We start from the raw sequence: 23,197 nt of genomic DNA on the forward strand, positions 1-23,197 counted from the left end.
TGGGGCCGGGCGCGGCGGGCGCGCCTGGGTCTTGGCGCGGGGGGGCGCGGCCCCGGGGGGGGGGGCCGCGGGGCCGCCCACGGGTCGCTCGTAAGACTCGCTTCGTTGTGCTCACGTGGGCGCTGCGGCGTGGCGGTTGTCAACTGCCCGGCGATGTGTCAGCGGATCTGGGCGAGCCGAAGCAATTGGTCGGCGAAATCCTCGTCGGTGACCGGGGTCAGGGTCAGCTCGTGCGAGGTGGTGAGCAGATAGCGTCCGTCACCGGTGAAATCGAGCCAGCTGCGGTGCCGGGTGGGCGGCGACATCGGGTTTTCCGGTTCCACGGTCACGGTGATGAAGCCACGACCGTCCACCGGTTTTCGCAGGATCTGGCGGAACCGAGCGGCGCGGCGATGGCCGTTGGTCGCGCTGTCGCCATCGTCGGAGTTCAGGACCGCGTCCTGCGGCTCCCGCATGGGCGCGAGCTTGCCCGGCTCGGCCGATCCGATGATCTCCACCAAATGTTTGCCGAGGCTGCGGACGTGGCACATGCGCACCGTCACCTTGTCGATATCGGCGATCAGAATGCCCGCGTGGTTGTGCACCACCGCGGCGAAAACGAGGATCCTTTTGGCGCCCGACTCACCGGAGACGGTGATGGTGGTGGCATCGGAGCGGGCGCACAGCATGAGCGCGGCGGCCAGATCGGCATCGGCCTGGCGGGCGAAGCGCTGGGGTAGTCGCAGTGCGGTGTATTCGGATTCGGTGCGGACCGTGGCCGCGGGCGCCAGATTGACCGGGTAGGGGCGGCGGTCCAGGCTCGTTTCGTTCTCCCAGACATGCGTGAATTCGTCTGGGGTGAATACCCATTTCACCGTGTGCCCCCGCTGCCGGCATTCGGCCGCGCGATCTGGGGGCCGTCGGGCGGCGGGGTGAATCGGGGGACACGGTCGCCGGATGCGGGCATGATCGGGGTGTAGACATAGGTCATCGTGTCCTGGACATCGGCCTGCGCCGTAGCAGCGGCCATGTCGTGGTCCATCCTGCGTTGTCCGCCGTGGATCGTTTCGGCGGCCGGATCTTCCAGAGCACGATACTGCGGCGGCGGCGGAATCGCCGCTCGGATGGCCTGCGCCGCATCGGAATTGAGCTCCATCAGACGCTGCACCGCGCGGCAGACATCGTGCGCCTGGGTTCCGGCGCGGACGAATTCGCGGGTGGCGCGCAGCGCGGAATCGGCGGAACGACCCGACCAGTGCGCGAATTCGCGATTGGTGGCATCGGAGAAGGCCTGGAATGCCTCGGCGACCACGGTGGCATCGGCGCGCCAGGCATCGGCGACCCGGCCGAGAGCCGCGGGATCGATGACCTCGTGCACCAGATCCCAGATCTCCTGGTGCGTATAGGCGCCGAACAGTTCGCGCTCGGGTGCGTACGGGGGATCGGTTCCGCCGCTTGCCGATCCGGCGGAGGCGGCGACGGCGCGCTGCTTGACCCGGATGGCGTCGGCGGCGGCCCTGGTGACGGAATCAGCCATGGGTCAGTGGCTTCCGTCGGTCTGTTCGCCGCGCGGCGACTCCAGGTACTCGGTGATCAGTTGCAGCGCGGCACGATTTGCGGCCTCGGCATCCTCGAAACGCTTTCCCGCGGCCAGATAGGCGGCCTTGTACAGCAGGGCCGTTTCCTGAAATGCGGTGACGGTGTCGAGGAATTGAGTGCCCTTGTCGCCGAAGCCTTTTGCCAGGCCGTGGCCCGTCGGTAGGTCGGGAAAACCGGATACCTCGGTGACGAGATGTCCGGTGGCCGTTGCCTTTTGCAGATCCTCGACGAGCTTGTCGCATGCGGCGGCGAGGTTTTCGGCGACGTCCTCGGCCAGCTCGAAGGGTTCTCCGCCGCTGGTTCCGGTGGCGGCGGCATACAACTGCCTGGCCATCCGCTGACCGGTATCCGGTACCGCCATCTGGGTCGCCCCCCTCACGTTCGGTCCACCCACCGCTTGCGGGCACTTTACCGTTCGGCACCGACCGGTGTAACCCGCTTGTGCTCGTCCCTCGACGCCGCACCCATGTGATGTGGCGCACGACAAAGTGGATCCCTAGAGCGGGCGGGTGGCGCTGATGTATTGCAGGAGGCGGTGGACCTGTTGATCAATATCGATCAGGCCCGCTTCGGCGAAGAGCTTCGGGAAGGTCTCGTCGTCGAAGACGCGCAGTCCGCTCCAGCCGCCGACGACCCGGCTCGCCCGGCCGAACGGGTTGTCGGCGCGGTGACTGGTGGTGATGGCGATGCGGCCGCCGGGGGCGAGGACGCGGATCATTTCGCGGGTCGCCGCGATCGGGTCGGGGATCAGATAGAGCGCGCCGAAGCAGCAGACGGCGTCGAAGGTGCCGTCCGCGAAGGGCAGCGTGCGCGCGTCGCCACGGAGGTAGCCGACGCGCGGGCCCGCGTTATCGGTGACGGCTCGGGCCAGCATCGGTTCGGAGTAGTCCAGACCGATGGCGAAGCCGTCCCCGTCGAGGGCATTGCTCAGATAGCGAGTGAAGTTGCCTGGACCGCAAGCGATATCGAGCACCTTCTTGGGCCCGTCGAGACGCAGTGTGGTGACGGCGTCGCGACGGTCGGCGGCTGTGCTGCGGCCGCTGGCCAGATAGAACAGCGCAGGCCGCCAAGCCTTTTCGTAGATCGCGGCGAGGGCGGGTGCGTTCATGGTGCGTCGAGCGAGGTTCACCGCACCGCCCTCGGGTCCGCAGACGGCGATTTCATCCGAGCTCCTCGGTTTGTCCGCGACTACGTGCGCTCGACCTCGATAGTCATGCCTGCGGCGCGCAACCGGTCGGTGAGTGCGTCGCCCATCGCGGCCGCAGGGGTGAGGATGCCAGCCAATTCGGGCTGCTTCGCACCGTCGAATGCCAGGCACAGTCCGGCCTGTCCGAGCATGACGGCGGTGGCCTGGTAGCCGGGATCGCCGGCGCCGGAGAAGGTCGCCACGTATTTCGCGCCCGAGGAGGTGCGCGCGTAGGTCTTCATGCTGAACCAGCCACTGGTGCGTGCCTGTTCGCTCGGTCCGGTGCCGGGTTTGGGCACGATCCGGTCGAGCAGCTTGCGCCCCACCGCGACTCGCGACAGCACCGCACCGGCCGCCATCGTCGCCACGATGCCGCCCGCCATACCGGCAGCCACCAGCGGTGCCGCGGCCGATTTGCCCGCGTTCATCACCTCGCGGTAGCGGAAGTTCTTGCCGTAGACCCAACCGAGCAGGCCGTTGGTGCGGCGCACGATCTTGGTGTTGTGCGCGGCCATGACGAAGGTACCGACCCACCCATCCAGGCTGGGGTCGATGCTGCTGGCCCGCTGCAGCGCCTGATCGGTCTGCCGGCCGACATTCGGTTCCATCGACTTGTCCGGACTGAGCGAATACGGGTGGCTCATCACCGAACCCTTGGCCGGATCGGCCGCTATGGCCTCCATCATGGCCCGGCCCGAGTCGATGGTGCCGCCGCTCACCCCGCCCTTCAGCGACGCAATCAGGGTGGTGTCCTCGAGTTCGCCGGTGTTGTCCGCGACGGTGCGCTTGTACAGCTGGTACACACTCACATCCGACGGAATCGAGTCGTAGCCACAGGAATTCACGATCTTCGCGCCGGTCTGCACCGCCTGCTCGTGGTAGCGGTCGATCGCGTCCCGGATGAACAGCGGCTCGCCGGTGAGGTCGGCGTAGTGGGTACCGGCCTTCGCGCACGCGGCCACCAGCGGGATGCCGTAGCGCAGGTACGGGCCGACGGTTGTCACCACAACCGTGGTCCGCGCCGCGAGTGCGTCGAGTGCGGCCTGGTCGGTCGAATCGGCGACTACCAGACCCCAATTCGCGGCGTCCGGGCCGAGTTCGTCACGGACCGTTGTCAATTTGTCGAGCGAGCGTCCCGCCAGTGCGATGCGCGCCTCGGCGGGCGCCGCGCCGAGCAGATATTCCGCGGTGAGCTTGCCGACGAAACCCGTTGCGCCGAACAGCACTAGGTCGAATTCTCGGTTGTCTGCCATGATCGTCCGTTCGATAGCTGCTGTGCTGAATTATTTGGTACCGGAACCGCGCGTGGTCGGCTTCTTCGCCCGCGCCCGCGGTTTCTTGGTCGGCATCGGCTTGCGCTCGATCAACCACTCCCGATGCGCCTTACCCAAATCGGTGACCGGCGCCTCGTCATAGAGCCATTCGCGGGAAATCTTGTGCCAGTTCGCGGTGCATTCGAGCTGACCGAGCATGCCGAAGGTGAGGAAGTCGGCACGCCGCGAAAACAGGTGCTCCGGCGGCAGATTCTGCTGTTTCATCCCGGCGAATTCACTGGCTCGCGGATCCACCGCGAGCAGAAACGCACCGCTGGCCAGTTCCGGGGTAATGGTCAGCTCTTCGTCGAGCAGACACCATTCCGAGGCCGCGAGCACGTATTCCAGGCATTCCTCGGCGCCGATCTCATCGGGCGAGTCGATCACGCCGCGCTCGATCATCAACTGCCGCAGGTCTTCTGCCCGATCCTCGGCCGCCGCGCGCAGGCAGATCGTCTCGAACCGCACATGTTCGGGATCCATCCGATTGAACAGGCCGAAATCGAGGAAGCCGATCCGGCCGTCGTTGGCCAGCAACACATTTCCCGGATGCGGGTCACCACAGAATTCGTTGAAGCTGAACAGCGAACCGACATAGAAGCGGTAGATGATCTCGCCGATCCGATTGCGCTCGGCCGCGGGCAACTGCCGGATCTCCTCGAATCCGTTGCCCGCCACATATTCACTGACCAGTACCCGCGTCGTACTGAGTTCGGGCAGTGAACGCGGCACCATGATGAACGGGTGTCCGGCGTAGAGCTCGGCGATCTGGAGCTGGGTAGCGGCCTCGGCGTGATAGTCGAGTTCGCTCTCCATATTCAGCCGCAGCTCGTCGAGTACGGCGGGCGTGACCCAAGGCATCGCCGATTGCAGTACGCGCCGGAACATGGCCAAATTCTTGAGATCCGCGCGCACCGCCGCATCGATGCCCGGGTACTGCACCTTCACCGCGACCTGACGTCCGTCGTGCAGCCGCCCCAGATACACCTGCCCGATCGAGGCCGCGGCAATGGGCTCGGGCTGGAATTCGGCGAATACCGCGTCCAGCGGCTGCCCGAAGTCCTCCTCGATCACCTGCCGCATCGACTCGAACGACACCGTCGGCGCGGCATTGCGCAGCACGGCGAGTCGTTTCTGGAAGCGTTCGCGATGGCTCTCGGGCACCAGATCGAGATCGAGCACCGACATCATCTGGCCGAGCTTCATGGCCACGCCCTTCATGGTCCCGAGGACCGTGACCACCTGCTCGGTGGTGCGGATCATGGACTCCTCGGCCATCTTCGCGCGCACGGCCGCCGACCGGCCCCGCATGGATAGGCGTGTGCGCTGGGTTCGGATTACCGAACTGGCTGCCACCGCTCCCAGCTTGGTGCCACGAGCAAGCCGAGAAGTCGGCACTTGCTTCGCCATCGAGGTACCTCCATTGGTGCCAGCGGTCGGCGCGACGGGCGCGCAGGCGGTAGCTTGCGTAACCGTGTAGCGCCCAGCGCGGCCCGCCATCTGGGAGAGCGCGCGGGGCGGCGACGTGGGACACCCGCGTACCGCTCGGCTTCAGAGTAGCCAACCTCGCGGCAATGTCGAGACCGCCGTCACTATTTCAGCTAGCGCCCCAGCTAGCGGCCTGTTAGCGCGCGAAGTCGGGCGATTGATCGGTTGGCGATCACGAGCTAGCGCTCAGGCGCCGGCTCGCGGCGGGTCCGGCAGGATGTGCGGCTGGGCGTTGAAGATCGCCCGGGAGCCGCCCGCGCGCGCCATGCCCTCGATGGCGCTCCAGGCCATCATGGTCAGGTAGTCGATGACTTCCTCGCGCGACATCGCCTTGTCCGTGGTCCACCAGTGCGTTGCCAACTGGATGCCGCCGACAAGCACATACGACCACAGCAGCGCGCCCTCGGTCGCGAAGCCGTGCTCGGCGCCGCGATCGATGATGACCGTGGTCACGACGTCGGCGAAGAGTTTCTCGAATTCGGCGAGCGAGGACTGATCGGTCGAGCCGTTGCCCATGATGAACCGGTAGACCTCGGGATCCTCGTCGACCGTGCCGACGTAGGCTGCCAGGGCCGAACGCACCAGGTGGTACTCGTCCGCGTCGAGGCTGATCGCCTCGTACACCCGCGGCATCAGCGTGGTCTCGATGAACCGCTGCATGGTCGCGTGGACCAGGTCGTTCTTATCCGAGAAGTAGCGGTAGAGCACGGTTTTGGAGACACCGATCTCCGCGGCGATCTCGTCCATGCCCGCATTGCTGCCCCGCGTGCGAATAGCCGCGAGGGTGCCATCGACCAGCTCTTCGCGGCGGTCGATCTTGTGCTGCCGCCATCGGCGCTTGCGTCCGTCCGTCCGGCCGGTGCGCACCGCCGCCGGTCGTTCGGCAAGCTCGCCGACATCGACAAGGTCATCGGTGGACAGCGTCAGCTCCCTCGTTTGTATGGGTTCGTGGACCACCAGCTTAGGTCCAGACAACGACCGACATGCGCGTTTGGGTGTTGGTTGCGACAGGTTGCACATAATCGGGCCATTCGGCGTCGGTTGCATGTCGCTTGCGATCGGCCCTGAGGTCGGTCGGCAACACACAGCAGAATGGGTGTCATGGAGAAAGCTCCCGGCAGCATCGCAGTGCTGGATGCGCCTACGTCCGCACCACCGACCAGTTTCGCGGCCTTCGTCGACGAGGCGGGCAAGCGCCGCGATCTGTTCAAGATGAAGGCCCTTGCCACCGGGTTGTTGGCGTTCGCGACAGCGGTCTATCTGTTCTGCCGCTGGTTGGAATCGCGCGGTGCGGGTGATGATTGGGTCGGTTACCTGCGGGCCGCGTCCGAGGCGGGCATGGTCGGCGCACTCGCCGACTGGTTCGCCGTGACCGCGCTGTTCCGCCATCCGCTCGGCCTGCCGATCCCGCATACCGCGATCATCAGGAAGAAGAAAGATCAGCTCGGCGCCAGTCTCGGCGCCTTCGTCGGATCGAATTTCCTTGCCCCGGACGTGGTCTCGGCGAAAGTGAATTCGGCGCAGGTCTCCTGGCGGGTGGGGCGCTGGATGGCCGATCCCGGACATGCTGGCCGGGTGGCCCAGGAGAGTTCGACCATTCTGCGCGCGGTAGTCGGTGTGCTGCGGGATGAGGATGTCGAGCAGGTCATCGACAACACCATCGTCAAGCGGATCGCCGAACCGCTGTGGGGTCCGCCGATCGGGCGGGTGCTTGCCGAACTGCTCGCCGACAATCGGCAATTGCCGCTGCTCGACATGCTTGCCGAGCGTGCGCACCAGTGGGCGCTCGGTTCGCAGGAAACGATCGACCGGATCGTTTTGCGGGATGCGCCGCAATGGGCTCCGAAATTCGTAAACATTCTGCTTTCAGAAAGGATCTATCGGGAACTCGTCGAGTTCACCTGGAAGGTGCGGTCGAATCCGGAACACGAGGTGCGGCTCGCGGCGAATCGGTTCCTCGAGGAATTCGCCTACGACCTGCAGCACGACGACGCCATGATCAAAAAGGCCGAGCGGATCAAGGCGCAGATCATGGGTCGCGAGGAGATCACCGGCATGGCCGAGGCGACCTGGCGCGCGGCCAAGCGGCTGATCCTGGAATCGGCCGACGATCCGAACTCCACGCTGCGACGCAAGGTCGCCGAGAATGTGCAGCAACTCGGGGAGCGGCTGCGCGACGATGCCGAGATGCGCGCCAAAGTCGACGATTGGATCGATCGCGGCGCGCGGTATCTGGTGGAAAACTATGCGGGGGAGATCACCACTCTGGTCACCGACACGGTTGCCAGGTGGGATGCCGAGGAAGCTAGCAAGAAGATCGAATTGCAGGTTGGGCGTGATCTGCAATTCATTCGCATCAATGGCACGGTCGTAGGATCGCTGGCAGGGCTGGTGATCTACACGATTTCGCATTTGATGTTCGGCGGCTGAGCACCGCGGCGTGAGCTCGGGCCCGGAGGCGGCAGCCTGCATGGAGGGCCGTGAACGCCGCGAATTGGACAGAGCGCGCTGCGCTGGAGGGGTGCTTACAGCGTGCTTGCAATAGCTAGCACCCTGCTTTAGAATTGCAAACGTACAACCGCCAGAAGGTGAGTGATGGCAGACCAGCCCGAAGGTTCCGCCGAGTACACCGACGATTCGCAGGAGAGATCCAGCGGCGTCGGCGAAAAGGCGGCGCGTGTGGCCAACGCGGCACACGACATCGGAGGTTTCATCAGGGCACAGCGAGAAGCTGCGCAAGTCTCGTTGCGTCAGCTCGCCACCCTGGCGGGAGTGAGCAATCCGTATCTCAGTCAGATCGAGCGCGGATTGCGTAATCCGTCCGCCGAAGTACTCGCGCAGATCGCCAAGGCACTGCGCGTCTCTTCGGAGGTGTTGTACGTACGGGCTGGCTATCTCGAGCAGCGGCCGCACAGTCCGGTCCGGGATGCCCTGCTTGCCGATACGTCGATCAGCGAACGGCAGAAGCAGGTACTGCTGGACATCTATGAATCGTTTCGCCGGGAAAACGGAGGAAGCGAACCAGGGGGGAACGAGTGGGACAGCGACGTTCCGAGCACATCACCAACTCCGCCACGCCAGGAGAACGAAGAATGACCGAAAACGCAACCATCAAGCCACTGTTCGCAACCGTCGGTGCCGGTGACGCCGTATACGCCGCGGTTGTCGACGCGGTCACCCAGGTGCGTGAGCGCGCCGCCTCCACCGATGTCAGCGGTCGCGTGGAAGAGGCCCGCGAGCGCTTCGCCAACGTGCCCGCCGATGTCCGGGCCCAGTTCGAGACGCTGCGCGAGCGGCTGTCCGGCCTGCCATCGGAGCTGCCGGAGGACCTCGCCGAGCTGCGCGAGAAGTTCACCTCGGAGGAGCTGAAGGCGCTCGCCGAGAAGTACTACACCCAGGTCCTGGACCTGTACGCGGATCTGGCCGTGCGCGGCGAGGAGACCGTCGAGCGGCTGCGCGCCAACCACCTCGTCGAGGATCAGATCGAGCGCGTCGAGACGCTGTACAAGGATGCGGCCAGCCGCGCCGAGGATGCGCTCACCAAGGTCAACGAGCTGATCGGCCGCCCGGCCAAGGAAGAAGAAGAGGCCGAGGTCGAGCCGGTCGTCGAGGCCGAGGTCCTCGAGGTGACCACCGAGACCGAGGGCGTCGCCCCGAAGAAGGCTCCGGCCAAGAAGGCGCCCGCCGCCAAGAAGGCTCCGGCCAAGAAGGCGGCTCCCAAGAAGGCCTGAGGCCCTTCCCTTCTCCACGCTGACGACCCCGCACACCGACGTGTGCGGGGTCGTTGCTTCTATGATGGGCTGGTGGACACAGCGCACGGATTGGCCAGCTGGATCTTGTACGGGCTGCGGCTCTTGGCGCTCGGCGCGACGATTTTCGCGCTCATCCACGCCATCCGCCAGCGCCCGGACGCCTTCACCGCGGTCGACAAGCTGACCAAACCGATCTGGATCGCCATCCTCGGCGCGGCCCTGCTGTTCCTGTTGCTCTCGCTGAGCGTCACGAGTCTGCTTGCGCTGGTGTCGATTATCGCGACCGGCGTGTACCTCGCCGATGTGCGGCCGAAGGTGGATGAGATTCAACGCGGGCCGCGCTGGTAGTGACTACTCGCCGGAACGAATGATCTCTTCGATATTGCGCTCGGCCAGCGCACTGATCGTCAACGACGGGTTCACTGTTCCGGTGCTGCCGGGCACAGCCGCCCCGTCCATCACGTACAGGCCTCGATAGCCACGCACCCGACCGTAGGGGTCAGTCGCGCGTCCGATCACTGCGCCGCCCAACGGATGTGAGGTGAACGAGGCATCCGCCTCCAAGGCTGGTTGGGCGTTGGACGGGCAGTTGCAGGTCGCCTTGTTGTTGACTTCCCGTGCGTGCGCCAGGTAGCCGGCGGCGCCGTCGGGTGGCCACTGCAGGTTCACGCTCCCGTCGGTCGGGTTGTAGACGAACCGGCCGCGGGTGTCGTCGAGGACCATGCCCAACGACGCGAGAATGCCGACGTCGAAGGGCGTGGTGCCGGGGACGAACCAGTTTTCCAGCGATACGGGTGCGCCCGTCTCGTCCAGAATCCGGCTCGCAGACGGCGTGCCCTGGGTCCCTATCTCGACCGAACTGGCAGGCCGCGCCAATGCGACATCGCCGTTGCCGCCCCAGCCTTCGCCGATGTGCTCGTTCAGATTCGGCAGCGCGCCCGTCGCCCGCGCGCGCGCCAACAGTTCGGAGGTGCCGACCGAGCCCGCGGCAAGGAACAGCTTGTCGCAGGTCAGTGTGCGGATGCGGAGCACCTCGCCGGTCGGCGCGAGTTTGGTCACGGCGACGGTATAGCGACCCGACTCCTCGCCGATGGCGTCCACGCGATGGCCGGGATAGACCTGGGCACGGCCGGTGTCCTCGGCATAACGCAGGTAGTTCTGGTTCAGATCGAACTTCGCGCCGTTGGAATTGCCGAGGTTCGAACAGCCGACCGTGGCCGACGGCGTCGATCGTCCGGTCAGCTCGTCGCGGATGACGTCCCAATTCCAACTGCCGTCGATGCGCTGCGGTGTATAGCCGGCCGCACGGAACTGTTCGTCCCAGCCCCGTGCGTGGGTGAAGGCGAAGGAGTCGTAGATGTCGTTCGGTATCGGGCTCAGCCGCAACGTATTTCGAACCCGGGGGTAGAAGACGTCGTGCATCTCGCGATAGTCGACCACCCCCTGGAAGACGTGGTCGAAGAACCGCTGCTCCGGCTCGATCATCACTCCGGTGAACACCACCGAGCCACCGCCCACACACGCACCGCGCCATACGTCCATGCCCGGGTAACTGGAAACGTCGAGAACCCCGCCGAACGGATCGATCTGCACGGTGAGCCTGTTCGCGCCGGTAAAGGTCGTGCGATGCCAGAAGCCGCGGCCATCCGGAACCGTGTCGTTGGCGAAGATATTGCGCCACGGATCGTTCGGCCAGCGCGACCCTCGCTCGAGCACCGCGACCTGGGTCCCGGCCTGCGCCAGACGCAGCGCGGTGATCGACCCCCCGAATCCGGATCCGATGACGACGGCGGGCAGATGATCGGCCGGGTCCGGCAGCGGCGCGAAGATCTCCGGCACCAGCGTGCGGTACACCGGTGATTTCGGGCTCGGGCTGTAATCGTCGGCCCACGCCGCAAACGTGGTTCCACTCGCAAGCCCCAGCATCGTCGCCAGGCCAGCGCCTTTGACGAAACTGCGCCTGTCCATGGTGCCTCTCACCTGATCCGAAGGTCGCTCCATCAGCGCCGACAGCGACGCTGCGCCATAGCGGCTATCTATCATATGGAAAGGGGACGTGGGAGGTGACGAGATCTTGATACGCGTATGGATCCGGTGGCTGATGATGCATGGCCTGCCACGGTTCTACATGCTCTGGGCGGCGCGTCGGGGTGACCCCCTTGGACAGATCGCGGTCGGTGCGGATCGTTTGCTCGGCTCGTCGCAGTACGTCGAGGAGATCCGGCGGCGGGGCCGGATACCCAGGATGTCGGGTTTGCGCGTGACCGCAGACTACGAACTGTGCCGACTCATCCTGCGCGACCGTCGCTTCAGCGTGGTCAGGCCCGACCATTCGGCCTTGCCCAAGCCGATCCGCTGGGTGATGACCAAAACGGATCCGGGGCTGCCCAACCTCGCGGAGCCGCCCTCGATGCTGGTGACCGATCCGCCGGACCACACCCGCTACCGTCGCCTGGTCGGGCAGGCATTCACCCCGAGGGCGATCGCCAAACTGCGTGAGCGGGTTGTCGAAGTGACCGATGACCTGCTCGAACGCCTGGAATCGAAGCCGCGGCCGGATCTGATCGTCGACTTTTGCGCACAGTTGCCGGTCGCGATCATCGCCGAGATTCTCGGGTTGCCCGCCCACATGCATTCGACCCTGCTGAAGTGGGGAGATTCCGGTGCGCCGCTGCTCGAACGCGGCCTGAGCTGGAGCACTTACCGCCACGCCATCGAAGATCTGGCCGAGGTTCAGCGGTACTTCGACCAACACCTCGACGGGCTCACCGCCGAACCGGCCGACGACGTGCTCAGCATGCTGGTGACAGGTGGCGAGCTCTCCCGTCGCGAGCAGATGTCCAATGCGGCGTTGCTGCTGGACGCTGGATTCTTGACGACGGTGAATATGCTCGGCAATGGAATCGCCCTGCTGACAAGCCATCCGGACCAGCTGGAACTGCTGGCGGCACAGCCGGAGCTGTGGCCACGTGCGGTCGAGGAAGTCTTGCGTTACGACGGTCCGGTGCGGATGACGGGCCGAGTCACGAACTGCGAGGTGGACCTCGCCGACCAGCGCGTCGAATCCGGTTCCCTGGTCCTGCTGTCGTTGGCGGGTGCCAACTACGACCCCGCCGTCTTCCCTGATCCCGAACGATTCGATGTGACCAGGGCCAATGCCGCGGATCACCTCGCGTTCGGCAGTGGGGTGCACGGCTGCTTGGGCGCCACGCTGGCTCGATTGGAGGGCTCGATTGCGCTGCGGGCCTTGTTCGAGCGGTACCCGGATCTGGCCTTGGACGGTCCGCCGATCCCACATCCCCTGCGCAATCTGCACGCCTACCGCTCCATGCCCGTCAAGCTGCGCGCCTGAGCCGGGCGCGGCTGCGGTTGGGGATGGCGTGGGGCGTACCAAGTACTCGCTGTCTGCGTGCGCTGGTCGCCATTGACTCGCCGGGCCCGCGTGCCTGTTGCTGGATTTTCGGTCGACTTGGTGCGATCCGGTTGATGACCGGATATGCGATTCGGCGGCCGTTTGTCAGCGTTCACAGCGGTGGTCTTTGCTGTTGACAGCTGGTTTCGACCTTCCGGCGACCGGCTGGTTCGAGCTTGCTTTGGGATCGTTCACAAACGGGCCTGGGGAGAAGTTGGGATAACTTTTGGGCTGCTTGCTCTAGCAAGCACGGCGGTTTGCGATTAGTGTATCGGAGAGTTACACAAAGGAGTGTCCGATGCGTGCAATGCCGCCTGCACTGGTGGACGTCCCTGGTCGGGTCCGGGGGCTGCTTCACACACACCGCGCCAACCTGCGGTCGCGTACCTATGCGACCGCGGCGCTGAATCCGCCGACCGCGCCCCATGCGGTCGTTCCGGTCGTCACCGGTGATGGTGCGCGTTTGCGCGTACACGTCTACGGACCGGCCGATGCGCAGACGATCGTGCTGGTACACGGCTGGACCTGCGCCATCGAATACTGGAATGCGCAGATCAACGAATTCGCCGATCGGTACCGCGTAGTCGTCTACGACGTGCGTGGTCACGGCGAGAGCGAACTCGGCTCCAGCCATCTGACCACCGATCTGCTCGCCGACGATCTGGCCACAGTGCTCGACGCCACACTGCGCCCGGGCGAGCGCGCGGTTGTGGTCGGCCACAGTCTCGGCGGCATGACCCTGCAGGCCTGGGCCGGACGCTATCCGGATCGCGTCGCGAAGCAGGCATGCGCAGTACTGCTGACCAATACCGCGCCGAGTCGACTGGTCGCCGAGACGACCGTCCTGCCGTTCTTCAATGCACCACTCCCGTTGCTCAACCGGCGAATTCAGCTGCCGCACAAGATAGGCCGCCTAGGCCTCGGCTCCCCGCTCGTCTTCCCGCCGGTCGCTCCGGTCAAGTGGGCCTTCACCCGGCAGATCATGAGCCTGCGCTCCACCGGCGACGTGGTCGACTACAGCCTCGCCGTCGTCCGCTCCTGCCCGGCCCGCGTCCGTGCGAAATTCGGAATCCTGCTCGCCGAACTGGATCTCGGTGAATCGGCCCGCAACCTCGTCGTGCCGACCACAATCCTGGCCGGCGAGTTCGACGATATGACGCCGCCGGTGCACGCCGAGCGAATCGCCGAAATGCTCAGGGAGACCGGCAGTCTGGTCAAATACGAGGTGCTCCCGCAGGGGCATCTGGGAAATACCGAGATGTATGAGCAGTTCAACGAGGAACTGGAGTTGGTCCTCGATTCGGTGCGTCAGCCCGCCAAGGCAGCTGGGTAGGCCTCCTAGGAGAAGACCACGGTGCGGCGGCCGTGGACCAGGACGCGGCCCTCGAGGTGCCAGCGGAGGCCGCGCGCCAGGACCACGCGTTCGATGTCGCGGCCTTGGCGGACCATATCGCGGACCTCGTCGGCGTGGTCGATCCGGATGACGTCCTGTTCGATGATCGGGCCGGCGTCGAGTTCGGCGGTGACGTAGTGGCAGGTCGCGCCGATCAGCTTGACGCCCCGGGCGAAGGCCTGGTGGTAGGGCCGAGCGCCGACGAACGATGGCAGGAAGCTGTGGTGGATATTGATCGCCTTGCCCGCCCAGTGCTCGCAGAGTTCGGCGGGGAGCACCTGCATGAAGCGGGCCAGGACGACGGCGTGCGGATCGTGAGCATCGACCAGGGCGCGCACCTCCTCGAAGGCCGGGCCGCGTTCGGCCGGATCCTTCGGGAACGGCACATGGTGGAACTTCACGCCATGCGCCTCGGTCATCCCGGCGAGGTCCGGGTGATTGCCGATCACCGCTTCGATGGTGGCGGGCAGTTCACCGCTCGCGGCGCGTCCGAGCAGGTCGTGCAGGCAGTGGCCGTCCTTGCTGACCAGCAGTACGGCCCGGCGACGCTCACCCGAGTCGAGCAGCTGCCACTCGGTCTCCGGGCCGAAGTCGGCCGCGACCCCGGCGAACCGGTCCCGCAGTTCCGCGATACCGAACGGCACCGTCGACGCCTTGATCGCCTGACGGGTGAAGAACCAGCCGATATCCGGGTCGGAGTGGTAGCCCGCCTCCACAATGGACCCCCCGAACTCGGCGATGAAGGAGGTGATCCTGGCAATGATGCCGGGACGGTCCGGGCACCCGAGGGTGAGCACGAAGCGTCGATCGTCCAGGACAGGTGGAGCGGAACTCATGGGCTAATCCTCCCAGGTCGACTATGCGCACCTGCGTCACCCCGCCCCGGGCAGGTGTTGAGCGAAGGTGGCGGGAAAGCCGACAATGGAAAAGTGACGCGTGTGAAGTTCGTACGACAGCTCGATGGGCTGACCTACGAATTCGTCCGCGACGGCTGGGCCTACGGCTACCCGTCCTACAAGCGAATCGATCACGACCTCTGGTGCCGCCGCCTCCCGGACTTCGGCTGGTCGATCTGCACCGATTCCGGCGAAGTCCTGAGCCGCCCCTTCGACGACCCAGGCCAAGGCCCCCTCCCACCCGAAGGCGCCTGGGTCTCCCGCAAACACGAACGCTCCTACGTCTACGACCTCCACCACCACCCCTGACCCGCCGAGAATGTATTCCTGGAGCGCCACTCTCGACGTTTGCCTCCGCCAGTACATGGTGATCTTGAAGATACTGCCCTGGCGGCATCGCTAACGCCGCCCGGTGAGCTGTTGTGTGAATTCCGAGCCTCGGCGCTTCTGGCTCCGCCTGCCAGCCCCCACCTGGACCTCCCGCTGACCAGGCCGCCCCCGACATCGCCTGGATCCCCAACTCCCGCTCGGTCCCCCTGGCTCATGGAACCTCGACCCCGCCCTGACCTACAGCTCGTAAAACGGCTCCGCGTAACGGAATTCGCCGGCGATCTGCGAGTCGTACGCCGACAGTGCCCGCACCTGGAAGTGGGAAACCCAGGCCGGTTCATCGGGTGTGATGCCGAGGCGGGCCGCGGGGGTGAAGCCGAATTGGGGGTAGTAGTCGATGCTTCCGGCCAAACCGATCAGGGGTTCGTCGAGGGCGTCGGCGGCGCCGAGGGCGGCGTGCATCATGGCCGCGCCGACACCATTGCCCTGATGTTCGGCCAGGACGCCGATCGGGCCGAGGGCGAGCACCGGGAACGGGCCGACGCCCGCGCGGGTGAGGCAGACGTGGCCGATGACGGTGTCGTATTCGACGGCGACCATCGAGAGGGTAGGGATCCAGCCCGAGTCGCTGCGCAGGCGGGTGACGAGGTCGACCTCGGGTGGGTCCGCGGCGCTGTCGTCGGTGAATTCGGCCGTCTCCCGGTCGTTATCGGTATTCGCGTACTGCGGTCCGAAGGCGCTGCGGTGGACGGCCGCGATCGCGGCAGCATCGTCGGCGCGTTCGCGACGGATCAGCACGGTGTCGTCTCCTCCTGAACGAATGGGCCATCCGCAACTGCGCAACTGTCGACTGGGCAGTCGCAAAGCGATGTCCGTAGCTCCACCGACAGTATCGAGTGTGCGCGATGTGTCGCCAGGCGCGCAATGGAATTCGCCACCGGTATGCCAGACTCTCACCCTGTGGCAAATTCCGCGTCGCTGACCAGGGCCGAAGTGGCCGCCATGATCGATCACACGCTGCTGGCGCCGGAGGCGACGGCCGCGGAGGTGAACGCTTTGGTCACGGAGGCAGGCGAACTCGGCGTGTACGCGATCTGCGTATCGCCGTCTATGTTGCCGATTCGAGCGTCCGGCGTGGTGGTCGCGGCGGTCGCCGGATTCCCGTCCGGGAAGCACCATTCGCTCGTCAAGGGGGCCGAGGCGCGTCTCGCGGTCGAACAGGGCGCGGCCGAGGTCGATATGGTGATCGATGTCGGAGCCGCGCGCGCAGGCGATTACGGCGCGGTGCTGTCCGACATCGTGACGGTGCGCGAGGCGATGGGGGATCGCGCGGTGCTCAAAGTGATCATCGAATCGGCGGTGCTTTCCGATGCTGCGATCGTCGAGGTCTGCCGCGCCGCCCAACGTGCCGGTGCCGATTTCGTGAAGACCTCCACGGGATTTCACCCCTCCGGTGGTGCCAGCGTGCATGCCGTCCAGCTCATGGCCGAGACCGTCGGCGGGCGTCTCGGTGTGAAGGCCAGCGGCGGCATCCGCACCTCCGAGGCCGCCGCCGAACTGATCGCGGCGGGCGCGACCCGTCTCGGACTCTCGAAATCCCGTGCGGTGCTCGAGGGATTCCCCGCCTGATCCCGAGCCCGGCAATCAGGGTTGTGGATTCGACAACGTTCAGCAGCTGACGCTGCCGCTGCTGTCCTGCGCGGCGGGCAGTTCGGTCCGCCCACCCGCGAGCTTCACCGCGACGCCGTTATCGGTGACCTTGACCTCGGTGGCCTTCAGACCGAGCGGGTAGCTCTGCAGACTCTGCGTGAACACCTCGACGATGCCCGACACCAGATCGGTCGGTATCCCCATCCCGAGCAGCGCCGCCGACTTCGTCTCGACCTGCACGGTGCCGTCCTTGATCTCCGGCTTCACCTGCAACTGGGCGAGGCCGCCCAGCACATCCAGGGTCAGCATCCCGGTCGACGCGGACGACGACACGCCGCTGACCAGGCCGCCGAGCGTTTCCCGGATGCCGTCGTTGCCCCAGGTGACATCGGCCGACGAGCTGCCGACGGTGCCGCCGCTGCCGCTATTGCTGACCTCGACATTGTTGAATCTGGCGTGCACCACCATGCCGACGGCCGGACCGAACTTGGAATCGTCGCTGTTCACCTTCACCTGATCGACCTTCCCGTCGATCCAGGTGATCAGCATGGGCTTGGCTCCGAAGCTCACATCGATCTTCGAACCCATATCCTTCTCGAATTGTGTGCTGATGCAGCGTGAAACCTGGTGTCGCGCGTATGCCTCCCCGCCGACCAGCACGGTAGCGAGCAGAATCGCTACCACAACGAGGGCGATCACCAGGGCGCGCCGGTTGACCTTCAGGGTGGATGGGCTCTTCGTACTCATGCGCTCGATTCTTCCCCACGTTTCTGTGCTCGCTCTGAGGGCGCTGTGAGGGGTTCGATTGTGACATGTGACACAGAGTTCGAGCGTAGCCTGGTCGACATGGCTGGCGATGCGGCGGGCCGCGCACTCGATTCCGCCGAGCACGGGTGGCGTGTGCTGCGGCGATTGGCCGGGCGCCATGCCGGGTTCTTTACTACCAGACAGGTGCTACGTGCCGGATGTGAGGCCCACGTTCGCGCCGGTCTCGGCGATGGCTCGGTGACGCGGGCCGGGGTCGGACTATTGCGGCTGGCCGATTGGCCCACCGGCCCGCTCGACGAATACGCCATGTGGGCGGCTTGGTTCGACGGCGCCGCCGCGGTATCGCATCAGAGTGCTGCGGAGTTGCACGGACTCGGTCGACTACGGCCGCGCTTCCTGCATATGTCGGTCGGTGCGGGACGGCCGCCGATCACCCCGCGACTGGTGGTGCTGCGCCGCCCTTTGATTCCGGCCGACCTCGAACCCGCGGGCGGATTTCTGGTGACCACGCCCGTGCGCACGGTGCTCGATCTGGCCGAGGCCGCTATCGGGCAATCCGCATTGGATGAGGTGGTGGGCGACGCGGTCGCCATCCACCGTTGCGGTGCCGATGAAATCCGTTCCGCGAGTGTGCGACTGCCCACGCGTGCGGCGGCTCGCGTGCACCGGGCCCTCACCGCCGCGTGATCGGCGCGGTGAAGTCGCGAATGATCCGATTCGGCTATCAATTCGATCGATCTCCGGTTTTGCCCGGCGCGCAATCATGGCATGGTGGCTGACCATGGGGACGGTAGGTCAGGGCAGTTGGGATCTCGTCTTTCCGTCCGGAGCGCCCGAGCGCATCGGCGATATGTTCGCCACCGCCGTGGTCGCCGACGCGGTCCGCAGATATGACGCCGACCTGGCACAACAGGTCGAAACCTGCCGGGACTGGCACTGCGACTACCGCGGCGTCTTCCGTGGACTGACGGCCCTGGCCGCGAGCTCGCCCGCGGTGTCGGTGGGGATCGCGACCGACGGGTTGCGGGCAGCACGCCAGCTGCTGCGTTTCGTGACCGGGCACACGATCGCGCCGCTGCACAGCGTCGACGTCGATGCGATCACCACACCCGGCGGACTCGAGACCGGCCGGATCGACGGCACCGCGAAACCCGCGCCCCGACTCGAAATTCCGTTCCACGGAACGCTATTGGCCGAGGAGGCGCTGTGGCAGCAGCTCACCGACTGGCGTCGCCGTGGCATTATCGAGCCCGCCTTCGCGGCGGCGGTGGAGCGGGTGATCGATCATCCGGAGTGGTTGTCGCTGCCCGGTTTCCGGGTGATCGTCACCGGGGCGACGGCCGAACTCGCCCCGCTGCGGCCACTACTGCGATGGGGTGCCGACGTTCTCGCGATAGACCTGCCAGGACCGCGGCGGTGGCGCGAGATTTCGGATATCGCGCAGGCAGGGGCGGGTCGGTTGCGCTATCCCGTCACGGTCGGACCCGGCGCGGATATCACCAGGCAGTTCCCGGCATTGGTGCACTGGATTCGCGCGCAGTTCGACCACGACGCCCGCCCGGTATTCGGCCTGTACGCGAATGGTCCCGGACCGCAAGGGGTTCGACTGGCCGCCGCGCTGGATGTCCTCGTCGAGGATCTGCTCGAGCACCGCGATGACGCGGCCATCGCATTCCTCGGTTCGCCGACCGACTGCTATGCCGTGCCCGAGGACGTCATCGCGGACGCCCACGCCCGCCTGCGCGAGTGCGGTGTCGGTCCGCACGTGTTGCGCGTGCTCACCGCATCGGCCCTGTACCGGCCCAACTACCGGACCACGAATCCGGACCACCTCGGCGCGACCTGGGGCGTCGCCGATGCACTGCTCCCAGCCCAAGGCCCGAATCACGCACTGGCCCAACGCCTCCTGCGCTGGCGCATCGTCCTCGCGCACACTGCGGGCCGCACGGTCTCATGCGCCGTCGCACCACCCGCCAGGACGAAATCCCTGCGCACACAACGCTCTCTCGCCGCCTCCTACCGCGGCGCCCGTCACTTCGGCATAGAGGTCTTCGACCCCGACACCGCCCGAACCCTCCTTGCGGCCAAGCTCGTCGCCGACCTCTTCGCCCCACCCGAAACACCGGGCGACACCAACCCCGAAGCCATATTCGCAGCCGGCGCCGCACACGGCGGCCTCTGGCGCCAGCCCTTCGAGCCGACCTCCATCCTCCCGATCGCGGTCCTTATCGGTCATTTCCGTGCGCTTTTCGGCCGCCCCTGACGACCCGATGCCGATCGCCGCTGGGACCATTTCAAGATCAGGTGGACTCTATGGCGGCATTGGTCGAGAAGCCCCCGCCGCCAGTGCCACCTGATCTTGATCGTGAACTCGGCGCGACTTGGTTGGGTGCGACGGTGGACCAGGGGACGGACAGGACGCAGTCGCGCATGCGGCGGCGGTAGGTGCGCACCGGGAAGCCCTGCTGGCGCAGGTACTCCGCTGCTGCGCGCCAGCGCACTCGCGGGCCGAAGGGGGCGAGCGGGGCGGCACGGGCCCATGCACGATCGGCGGCCGCCAAGAGCGCGTGGATCGGCTCGCCGGGAATGTTGCGGTGGATCAACACCTTCGGCAGGCGCTCGGCGATATCGGACGGACGCTCGACCGTGAACGGATCCCAGGCCAGGGTGAGTGAGCGCGGACCGGATCGATCCAGCAGCACCCAGGCGCAGCGTCTGCCCAGCTCATCGCAGGTGCCGTCGACGAGTAAACCGTCCGGGGCCATCCCGGACAGGATGGTGGCCCACGCATCGGGAACGGCGGTTTCCGGATATTGCCGCAGCACATTGAACGCACGCACCAGCGCCGGTCGCAGCCCGGCCAATTCGAATCCGCCGCGCGCGAAGCTCACGCCGTCGCGGCCGGGCACCACCCGTTCCGGATCGATCTCCAGCCCGACCACCCGCACATCCGCGCGGACCCTGCGCAACCGGACCGCCAACTCCAGCGTGGTCCACGGACTCGCCCCGTAACCGAGATCGACGACCAGCGGATCGGCCGCACTGCGCAGTCGACCGGTGACCAGTTCGTCGTGGATCAGCCAGCGGTCGCTGCGTCGTAATCGGTTGACACCGGTGGTGCCCCTTGTGATGGTGCCGACCGGTCTCAGCGGGTCGGGTTTTGCTCTTCCAGCCACTTCACTGTCTGCTCGGCCTCGCCGCGGAACAGGTCGACCAGGTTGACCAGCATCAGCTGTTCCAGTCGCGGGCCGACCATCGGGATGAACACCTTCGCCTCGGAGGAGAACCGCATGGTGCAGCCGGTATCGGTGGGGAACAGGCGAATGGTGCCGCCGAGGCTGCCCGGCCCGGCCGGTATCGAGGCCGAGAACTTGCCGACGGACTCGTTCTCGTCGAACGGTCCCCAGCTCTCCTTGCGGGTGATGACCATGTCCTTGCGCATGACCGCCTGCGCGATCTCCGGCAGCATGTCGCGCGGCAGGATGTGGTTCAGCACGACATCGATACCGGAGTCGCTGACATCGAGGCTGACGACCTCACTGCCCGGCGCTAATTTCGACATCTCCGCGCACCGGTCGTCCCAGTACTCCCGAGTCGACAGCGCCGCGTACAGCTCCTTGGTGGTGTGCAGCGGGAAGCGGGCTGAATAGTCCAGTCGGCGGGCCATGAGGGGTTACGTTACCGGGACCGGCTCCCGCCGCATCGCTCGGCGGTAGGTCTGGGGATTCGCACAATCGTCACACCCACGCCACGCGGAATCCGCACATCGTCCGGACAGAATCGCGGTATGAACAGCTCAGCGCTTGGCGAGCCAGTTGTTCGTGAACTCTTCCTCATTCGTCAGCAGTTCGGTCAACCGCTCCGCGATCGCGGCCTCGATCTTCCCGCCGAACAGCGGAATCTTCACTTCGATGCTGCCCTTGGTCTCGGCCACCGAACCGGAGCCGTCGGCTGTGAGCTCGATGGTCCCGTTGACCTCGGCGGGCGCACCCTCGACCCGCGCGGTGAAGGTGGCCGAATCGCCGGTCCAGCTCTCGGTGCGCGGGATGATCAGATCGCCGGGCCGCACCGCGGTGATCGCGGCAGGCAGCAACTCGGCGCCGATGACCTGCACCATCTCGACCTTGACCTGGTCGCCGTCGACAGTGACCGAATCCAGCCGGGCATTATCGCCACCCACCTCGGCGATGCGGTCCTTCCAGTACTGCTCATCGGCGAAGGCCGCGCGCACGGCGGCAACCGGATGCGAGTAGCGAGCCGTGTACGCCAGGGGTGTAGCCATGGTCGAACACGCTACCGTCTGGGGCGTGCAAACTTCACGGGTGGTGTCGGCGGACCAGCTGCGCGAGCTGCTGGTGGATAGCGGCGCGCGGCTGCGCGAATCGGTGCGGCTGGCCGAGCTGACCACATTGCGGGTCGGCGGTCCGTCCACCGTCGCGGAATGTGCGACGACCGAAGCGCTGGTCGCGACGGTCCGAACGCTGGACACCGCCGGCATTCCACTACTGCTGCTCGCAGGTGGATCCAACCTGCTCATCGGTGACGACGGCTTCGACGGTGTCGTGGTCCTGGTGCGCAACGAGACCGTCGAGATCGGCGCGCACGGTGTGGTCGCCGAGGCGGGTGCGAACTGGGACGCGGTGGTCGCGGCCACGATCGAGGCCGGTCTCGGCGGGCTGGAATGCCTGTCGGGCATTCCCGGATCGGCCGGTGCGACGCCGGTACAGAATGTCGGGGCATACGGCGTCGAGGTCGAAAGCCTGCTGCGCGGAGTGCGCCTGCTGGATCGCGCGAGCGGCGAGATCCGCTGGGCCGAACCGGCCGAGCTCGGCTTCGGTTACCGCACCAGCGCACTCAAGCATCGCGATACCGCCGTGGTGCTCGCGGTGGACTTCGCACTCAACTCCGACGGCGCGAGCGCACCGCTGCGCTATGGCGAACTCGCGAACGCACTCGGCGCGGGCAACGGCGACTCCCGGCCCGCCGATCAGGTCCGGGCGGCGGTGCTGAAGTTGCGCGCGGGCAAGGGCATGGTGCTCGACACCGCCGATAACGACACCTGGAGTGCGGGCTCGTTTTTCACCAATCCGGTGGTTCCGGTGCACCGCGTCGAGGCAGTGAAGGCTGCGATCATCGGCCATGTGGGCGACGTCACGATCCCGACTTATCCGGCCCCCGACGGCGTCAAATTCTCCGCGGGCTGGCTCATCGAGCGGGCGGGCTTCGCCAAGGGTTTCCCGGGCCCTGACGCCCCGGCCCGGCTGTCCACGAAACATACGCTGGCCTTGACCAACCGCGGCAGCGCGACCGCCGCCGATCTGGTCGCACTGGCCCGCACGGTCCGCGACGGTGTCGCCGAGCGATTCGGTATCCGGCTGGAGCCGGAGCCGGTACCCATCGGAGTCGCTCTCTAAACGGTGAAACGGACACC

The 23,197-nt window shown here is 66.2% G+C and carries 25 protein-coding genes; 11 read left to right on the forward strand and 14 right to left on the reverse strand.

What is annotated here, in order from left to right; all coding sequences use genetic code 11:
* Positions 1-158: 158 nt before the first annotated feature.
* The 7 genes from ACFYOW_RS34740 to ACFYOW_RS34770 form a co-directional block, all read right to left on the reverse strand.
* The gene (locus tag ACFYOW_RS34740) at positions 159-854 is read right to left on the reverse strand and encodes an ESX secretion-associated protein EspG (protein WP_387294299.1); all 696 of its coding nucleotides are present in this window, start codon (positions 852-854) and stop codon (positions 159-161) included.
* Positions 851-1,516 carry a hypothetical protein gene (locus tag ACFYOW_RS34745; protein WP_387294300.1) on the reverse strand — a complete coding sequence of 222 codons (666 nt, stop codon included), beginning with the start codon at positions 1,514-1,516 and terminating at the stop codon, positions 851-853. Before ACFYOW_RS34745 ends, ACFYOW_RS34740 begins: the two co-directional genes overlap by 4 nt.
* A gap of 3 nt (positions 1,517-1,519) precedes the next feature.
* Positions 1,520-1,957 carry a hypothetical protein gene (locus ACFYOW_RS34750; protein ID WP_387294301.1) on the reverse strand — a complete coding sequence of 146 codons (438 nt, stop codon included), beginning with the start codon at positions 1,955-1,957 and terminating at the stop codon, positions 1,520-1,522.
* A 117-nt stretch (positions 1,958-2,074) separates the two neighbouring features.
* The gene (locus ACFYOW_RS34755) at positions 2,075-2,707 is read right to left on the reverse strand and encodes a class I SAM-dependent methyltransferase (RefSeq protein ID WP_387294302.1); all 633 of its coding nucleotides are present in this window, start codon (positions 2,705-2,707) and stop codon (positions 2,075-2,077) included.
* 59 nt (positions 2,708-2,766) lie between these two features.
* Positions 2,767-4,020 carry a saccharopine dehydrogenase family protein gene (locus tag ACFYOW_RS34760; RefSeq protein ID WP_387294465.1) on the reverse strand — a complete coding sequence of 418 codons (1,254 nt, stop codon included), beginning with the start codon at positions 4,018-4,020 and terminating at the stop codon, positions 2,767-2,769.
* Positions 4,021-4,047: 27 nt separating this feature from the next.
* On the reverse strand, positions 4,048-5,487 hold the full coding sequence (locus ACFYOW_RS34765; RefSeq protein WP_387294303.1) for an ABC1 kinase family protein: 1,440 nt from the start codon (positions 5,485-5,487) through the stop codon (positions 4,048-4,050).
* A gap of 264 nt (positions 5,488-5,751) precedes the next feature.
* Positions 5,752-6,432, reverse strand: coding sequence for a TetR/AcrR family transcriptional regulator (locus ACFYOW_RS34770; RefSeq protein WP_387294466.1), 681 nt, complete (start codon positions 6,430-6,432; stop codon positions 5,752-5,754).
* 234 nt (positions 6,433-6,666) lie between these two features.
* Here ACFYOW_RS34770 and ACFYOW_RS34775 point away from each other — a divergent pair, with 234 nt between their 5' ends.
* The 4 genes from ACFYOW_RS34775 (at position 6,667) to ACFYOW_RS34790 (ending at position 9,665) form a co-directional block, all read left to right on the forward strand.
* Positions 6,667-7,995, forward strand: a complete 1,329-nt coding sequence (locus ACFYOW_RS34775) for a DUF445 domain-containing protein (RefSeq protein WP_387294304.1) — start codon at positions 6,667-6,669, stop codon at positions 7,993-7,995.
* Between the two features lie 165 nt (positions 7,996-8,160).
* A complete protein-coding gene (locus ACFYOW_RS34780) occupies positions 8,161-8,661 on the forward strand; it encodes a helix-turn-helix transcriptional regulator (RefSeq protein ID WP_364472316.1) in 501 nt (166 codons plus the stop codon).
* Complete coding sequence (locus ACFYOW_RS34785) at positions 8,658-9,296, forward strand: heparin-binding hemagglutinin (RefSeq protein WP_387294305.1); 639 nt, start codon at positions 8,658-8,660, stop codon at positions 9,294-9,296. Before ACFYOW_RS34780 ends, ACFYOW_RS34785 begins: the two co-directional genes overlap by 4 nt.
* 72 nt (positions 9,297-9,368) lie before the next feature.
* Entirely contained in the window at positions 9,369-9,665 is a 297-nt protein-coding gene (locus ACFYOW_RS34790; protein WP_040696344.1) for a DUF2516 family protein, read from the forward strand.
* A 3-nt stretch (positions 9,666-9,668) separates the two neighbouring features.
* Here the strand turns inward: ACFYOW_RS34790 and ACFYOW_RS34795 are convergent, their stop codons facing one another.
* Complete coding sequence (locus ACFYOW_RS34795; RefSeq protein WP_387294306.1) at positions 9,669-11,285, reverse strand: GMC oxidoreductase; 1,617 nt, start codon at positions 11,283-11,285, stop codon at positions 9,669-9,671.
* Positions 11,286-11,418: 133 nt separating this feature from the next.
* Here ACFYOW_RS34795 and ACFYOW_RS34800 point away from each other — a divergent pair, with 133 nt between their 5' ends.
* Both ACFYOW_RS34800 and ACFYOW_RS34805 read left to right on the forward strand, forming a co-directional pair.
* On the forward strand, positions 11,419-12,669 hold the full coding sequence (locus ACFYOW_RS34800; protein ID WP_387294307.1) for a cytochrome P450: 1,251 nt from the start codon (positions 11,419-11,421) through the stop codon (positions 12,667-12,669).
* 358 nt (positions 12,670-13,027) lie between these two features.
* A complete protein-coding gene (locus ACFYOW_RS34805; protein WP_387294308.1) occupies positions 13,028-14,062 on the forward strand; it encodes an alpha/beta fold hydrolase in 1,035 nt (344 codons plus the stop codon).
* A 5-nt stretch (positions 14,063-14,067) separates the two neighbouring features.
* Here ACFYOW_RS34805 and purU read toward each other — a convergent pair whose 3' ends face one another.
* Positions 14,068-14,958: a formyltetrahydrofolate deformylase gene (gene purU, locus ACFYOW_RS34810; RefSeq protein ID WP_040696337.1), complete on the reverse strand. Its 891-nt coding sequence runs from the start codon at positions 14,956-14,958 to the stop codon at positions 14,068-14,070.
* A 93-nt stretch (positions 14,959-15,051) separates the two neighbouring features.
* Between purU and ACFYOW_RS34815 the strand changes: the two genes are divergently transcribed.
* Positions 15,052-15,327 (forward strand): hypothetical protein, encoded by a 276-nt coding sequence (locus ACFYOW_RS34815; RefSeq protein WP_387294309.1) that lies wholly within the window; start codon positions 15,052-15,054, stop codon positions 15,325-15,327.
* 258 nt (positions 15,328-15,585) lie between these two features.
* Here ACFYOW_RS34815 and ACFYOW_RS34820 read toward each other — a convergent pair whose 3' ends face one another.
* Positions 15,586-16,146 carry a GNAT family N-acetyltransferase gene (locus ACFYOW_RS34820; protein WP_387294310.1) on the reverse strand — a complete coding sequence of 187 codons (561 nt, stop codon included), beginning with the start codon at positions 16,144-16,146 and terminating at the stop codon, positions 15,586-15,588.
* A gap of 144 nt (positions 16,147-16,290) precedes the next feature.
* On the opposite strand from ACFYOW_RS34820, the gene deoC reads away from it, so the two are divergent.
* Positions 16,291-16,977, forward strand: coding sequence for a deoxyribose-phosphate aldolase (gene deoC / locus ACFYOW_RS34825; protein WP_387294311.1), 687 nt, complete (start codon positions 16,291-16,293; stop codon positions 16,975-16,977).
* A gap of 39 nt (positions 16,978-17,016) precedes the next feature.
* Here deoC and ACFYOW_RS34830 read toward each other — a convergent pair whose 3' ends face one another.
* A complete protein-coding gene (locus ACFYOW_RS34830; protein WP_387294312.1) occupies positions 17,017-17,745 on the reverse strand; it encodes a DUF2993 domain-containing protein in 729 nt (242 codons plus the stop codon).
* A gap of 99 nt (positions 17,746-17,844) precedes the next feature.
* Here ACFYOW_RS34830 and ACFYOW_RS34835 point away from each other — a divergent pair, with 99 nt between their 5' ends.
* A complete protein-coding gene (locus ACFYOW_RS34835) occupies positions 17,845-18,453 on the forward strand; it encodes a hypothetical protein (protein ID WP_387294313.1) in 609 nt (202 codons plus the stop codon).
* A gap of 94 nt (positions 18,454-18,547) precedes the next feature.
* Positions 18,548-20,029 (forward strand): hypothetical protein, encoded by a 1,482-nt coding sequence (locus ACFYOW_RS34840; protein ID WP_387294314.1) that lies wholly within the window; start codon positions 18,548-18,550, stop codon positions 20,027-20,029.
* Between the two features lie 37 nt (positions 20,030-20,066).
* On the opposite strand, the gene ACFYOW_RS34845 is transcribed toward ACFYOW_RS34840, so the two are convergent.
* The 3 genes from ACFYOW_RS34845 to ACFYOW_RS34855 form a co-directional block, all read right to left on the reverse strand.
* On the reverse strand, positions 20,067-20,942 hold the full coding sequence (locus ACFYOW_RS34845) for a class I SAM-dependent methyltransferase (protein WP_387294315.1): 876 nt from the start codon (positions 20,940-20,942) through the stop codon (positions 20,067-20,069).
* Positions 20,912-21,433: a DUF2505 domain-containing protein gene (locus ACFYOW_RS34850; protein WP_387294316.1), complete on the reverse strand. Its 522-nt coding sequence runs from the start codon at positions 21,431-21,433 to the stop codon at positions 20,912-20,914. Before ACFYOW_RS34850 ends, ACFYOW_RS34845 begins: the two co-directional genes overlap by 31 nt.
* A gap of 129 nt (positions 21,434-21,562) precedes the next feature.
* Positions 21,563-22,048 (reverse strand): DUF2505 domain-containing protein, encoded by a 486-nt coding sequence (locus ACFYOW_RS34855; protein ID WP_387294317.1) that lies wholly within the window; start codon positions 22,046-22,048, stop codon positions 21,563-21,565.
* On the opposite strand from ACFYOW_RS34855, the gene ACFYOW_RS34860 reads away from it, so the two are divergent.
* Entirely contained in the window at positions 22,047-23,180 is a 1,134-nt protein-coding gene (locus ACFYOW_RS34860; protein ID WP_387294318.1) for a UDP-N-acetylmuramate dehydrogenase, read from the forward strand. The genes ACFYOW_RS34855 and ACFYOW_RS34860 overlap by 2 nt on opposite strands.
* Positions 23,181-23,197 lie beyond the last annotated feature (17 nt).

The organism is Nocardia sp. NPDC006982 (genome assembly GCF_042869435.1).
Taxonomy (GTDB): Bacteria; Actinomycetota; Actinomycetes; order Mycobacteriales; family Mycobacteriaceae; genus Nocardia.

Coding starts and splice junctions, on each gene's coding strand:
- ACFYOW_RS34745 (WP_387294300.1), bottom strand. CDS start 1,516: ATGGCTGATTCCGTCACCAGGGCCGCCGCCGACGCCATCCGGGTCAAG.
- ACFYOW_RS34765 (WP_387294303.1), bottom strand. CDS start 5,487: ATGGCGAAGCAAGTGCCGACTTCTCGGCTTGCTCGTGGCACCAAGCTG.
- ACFYOW_RS34775 (WP_387294304.1), top strand. CDS start 6,667: ATGGAGAAAGCTCCCGGCAGCATCGCAGTGCTGGATGCGCCTACGTCC.
- ACFYOW_RS34780 (WP_364472316.1), top strand. CDS start 8,161: ATGGCAGACCAGCCCGAAGGTTCCGCCGAGTACACCGACGATTCGCAG.
- ACFYOW_RS34785 (WP_387294305.1), top strand. CDS start 8,658: ATGACCGAAAACGCAACCATCAAGCCACTGTTCGCAACCGTCGGTGCC.
- ACFYOW_RS34795 (WP_387294306.1), bottom strand. CDS start 11,285: ATGGACAGGCGCAGTTTCGTCAAAGGCGCTGGCCTGGCGACGATGCTG.
- ACFYOW_RS34800 (WP_387294307.1), top strand. CDS start 11,419: ATGATGCATGGCCTGCCACGGTTCTACATGCTCTGGGCGGCGCGTCGG.
- ACFYOW_RS34805 (WP_387294308.1), top strand. CDS start 13,028: ATGCGTGCAATGCCGCCTGCACTGGTGGACGTCCCTGGTCGGGTCCGG.
- purU (WP_040696337.1), bottom strand. CDS start 14,958: ATGAGTTCCGCTCCACCTGTCCTGGACGATCGACGCTTCGTGCTCACC.
- deoC (WP_387294311.1), top strand. CDS start 16,291: ATGCCAGACTCTCACCCTGTGGCAAATTCCGCGTCGCTGACCAGGGCC.
- ACFYOW_RS34830 (WP_387294312.1), bottom strand. CDS start 17,745: ATGAGTACGAAGAGCCCATCCACCCTGAAGGTCAACCGGCGCGCCCTG.
- ACFYOW_RS34835 (WP_387294313.1), top strand. CDS start 17,845: ATGGCTGGCGATGCGGCGGGCCGCGCACTCGATTCCGCCGAGCACGGG.
- ACFYOW_RS34840 (WP_387294314.1), top strand. CDS start 18,548: ATGGGGACGGTAGGTCAGGGCAGTTGGGATCTCGTCTTTCCGTCCGGA.
- ACFYOW_RS34850 (WP_387294316.1), bottom strand. CDS start 21,433: ATGGCCCGCCGACTGGACTATTCAGCCCGCTTCCCGCTGCACACCACC.
- ACFYOW_RS34860 (WP_387294318.1), top strand. CDS start 22,047: ATGGTCGAACACGCTACCGTCTGGGGCGTGCAAACTTCACGGGTGGTG.
- ACFYOW_RS34855 (WP_387294317.1), bottom strand. CDS start 22,048: ATGGCTACACCCCTGGCGTACACGGCTCGCTACTCGCATCCGGTTGCC.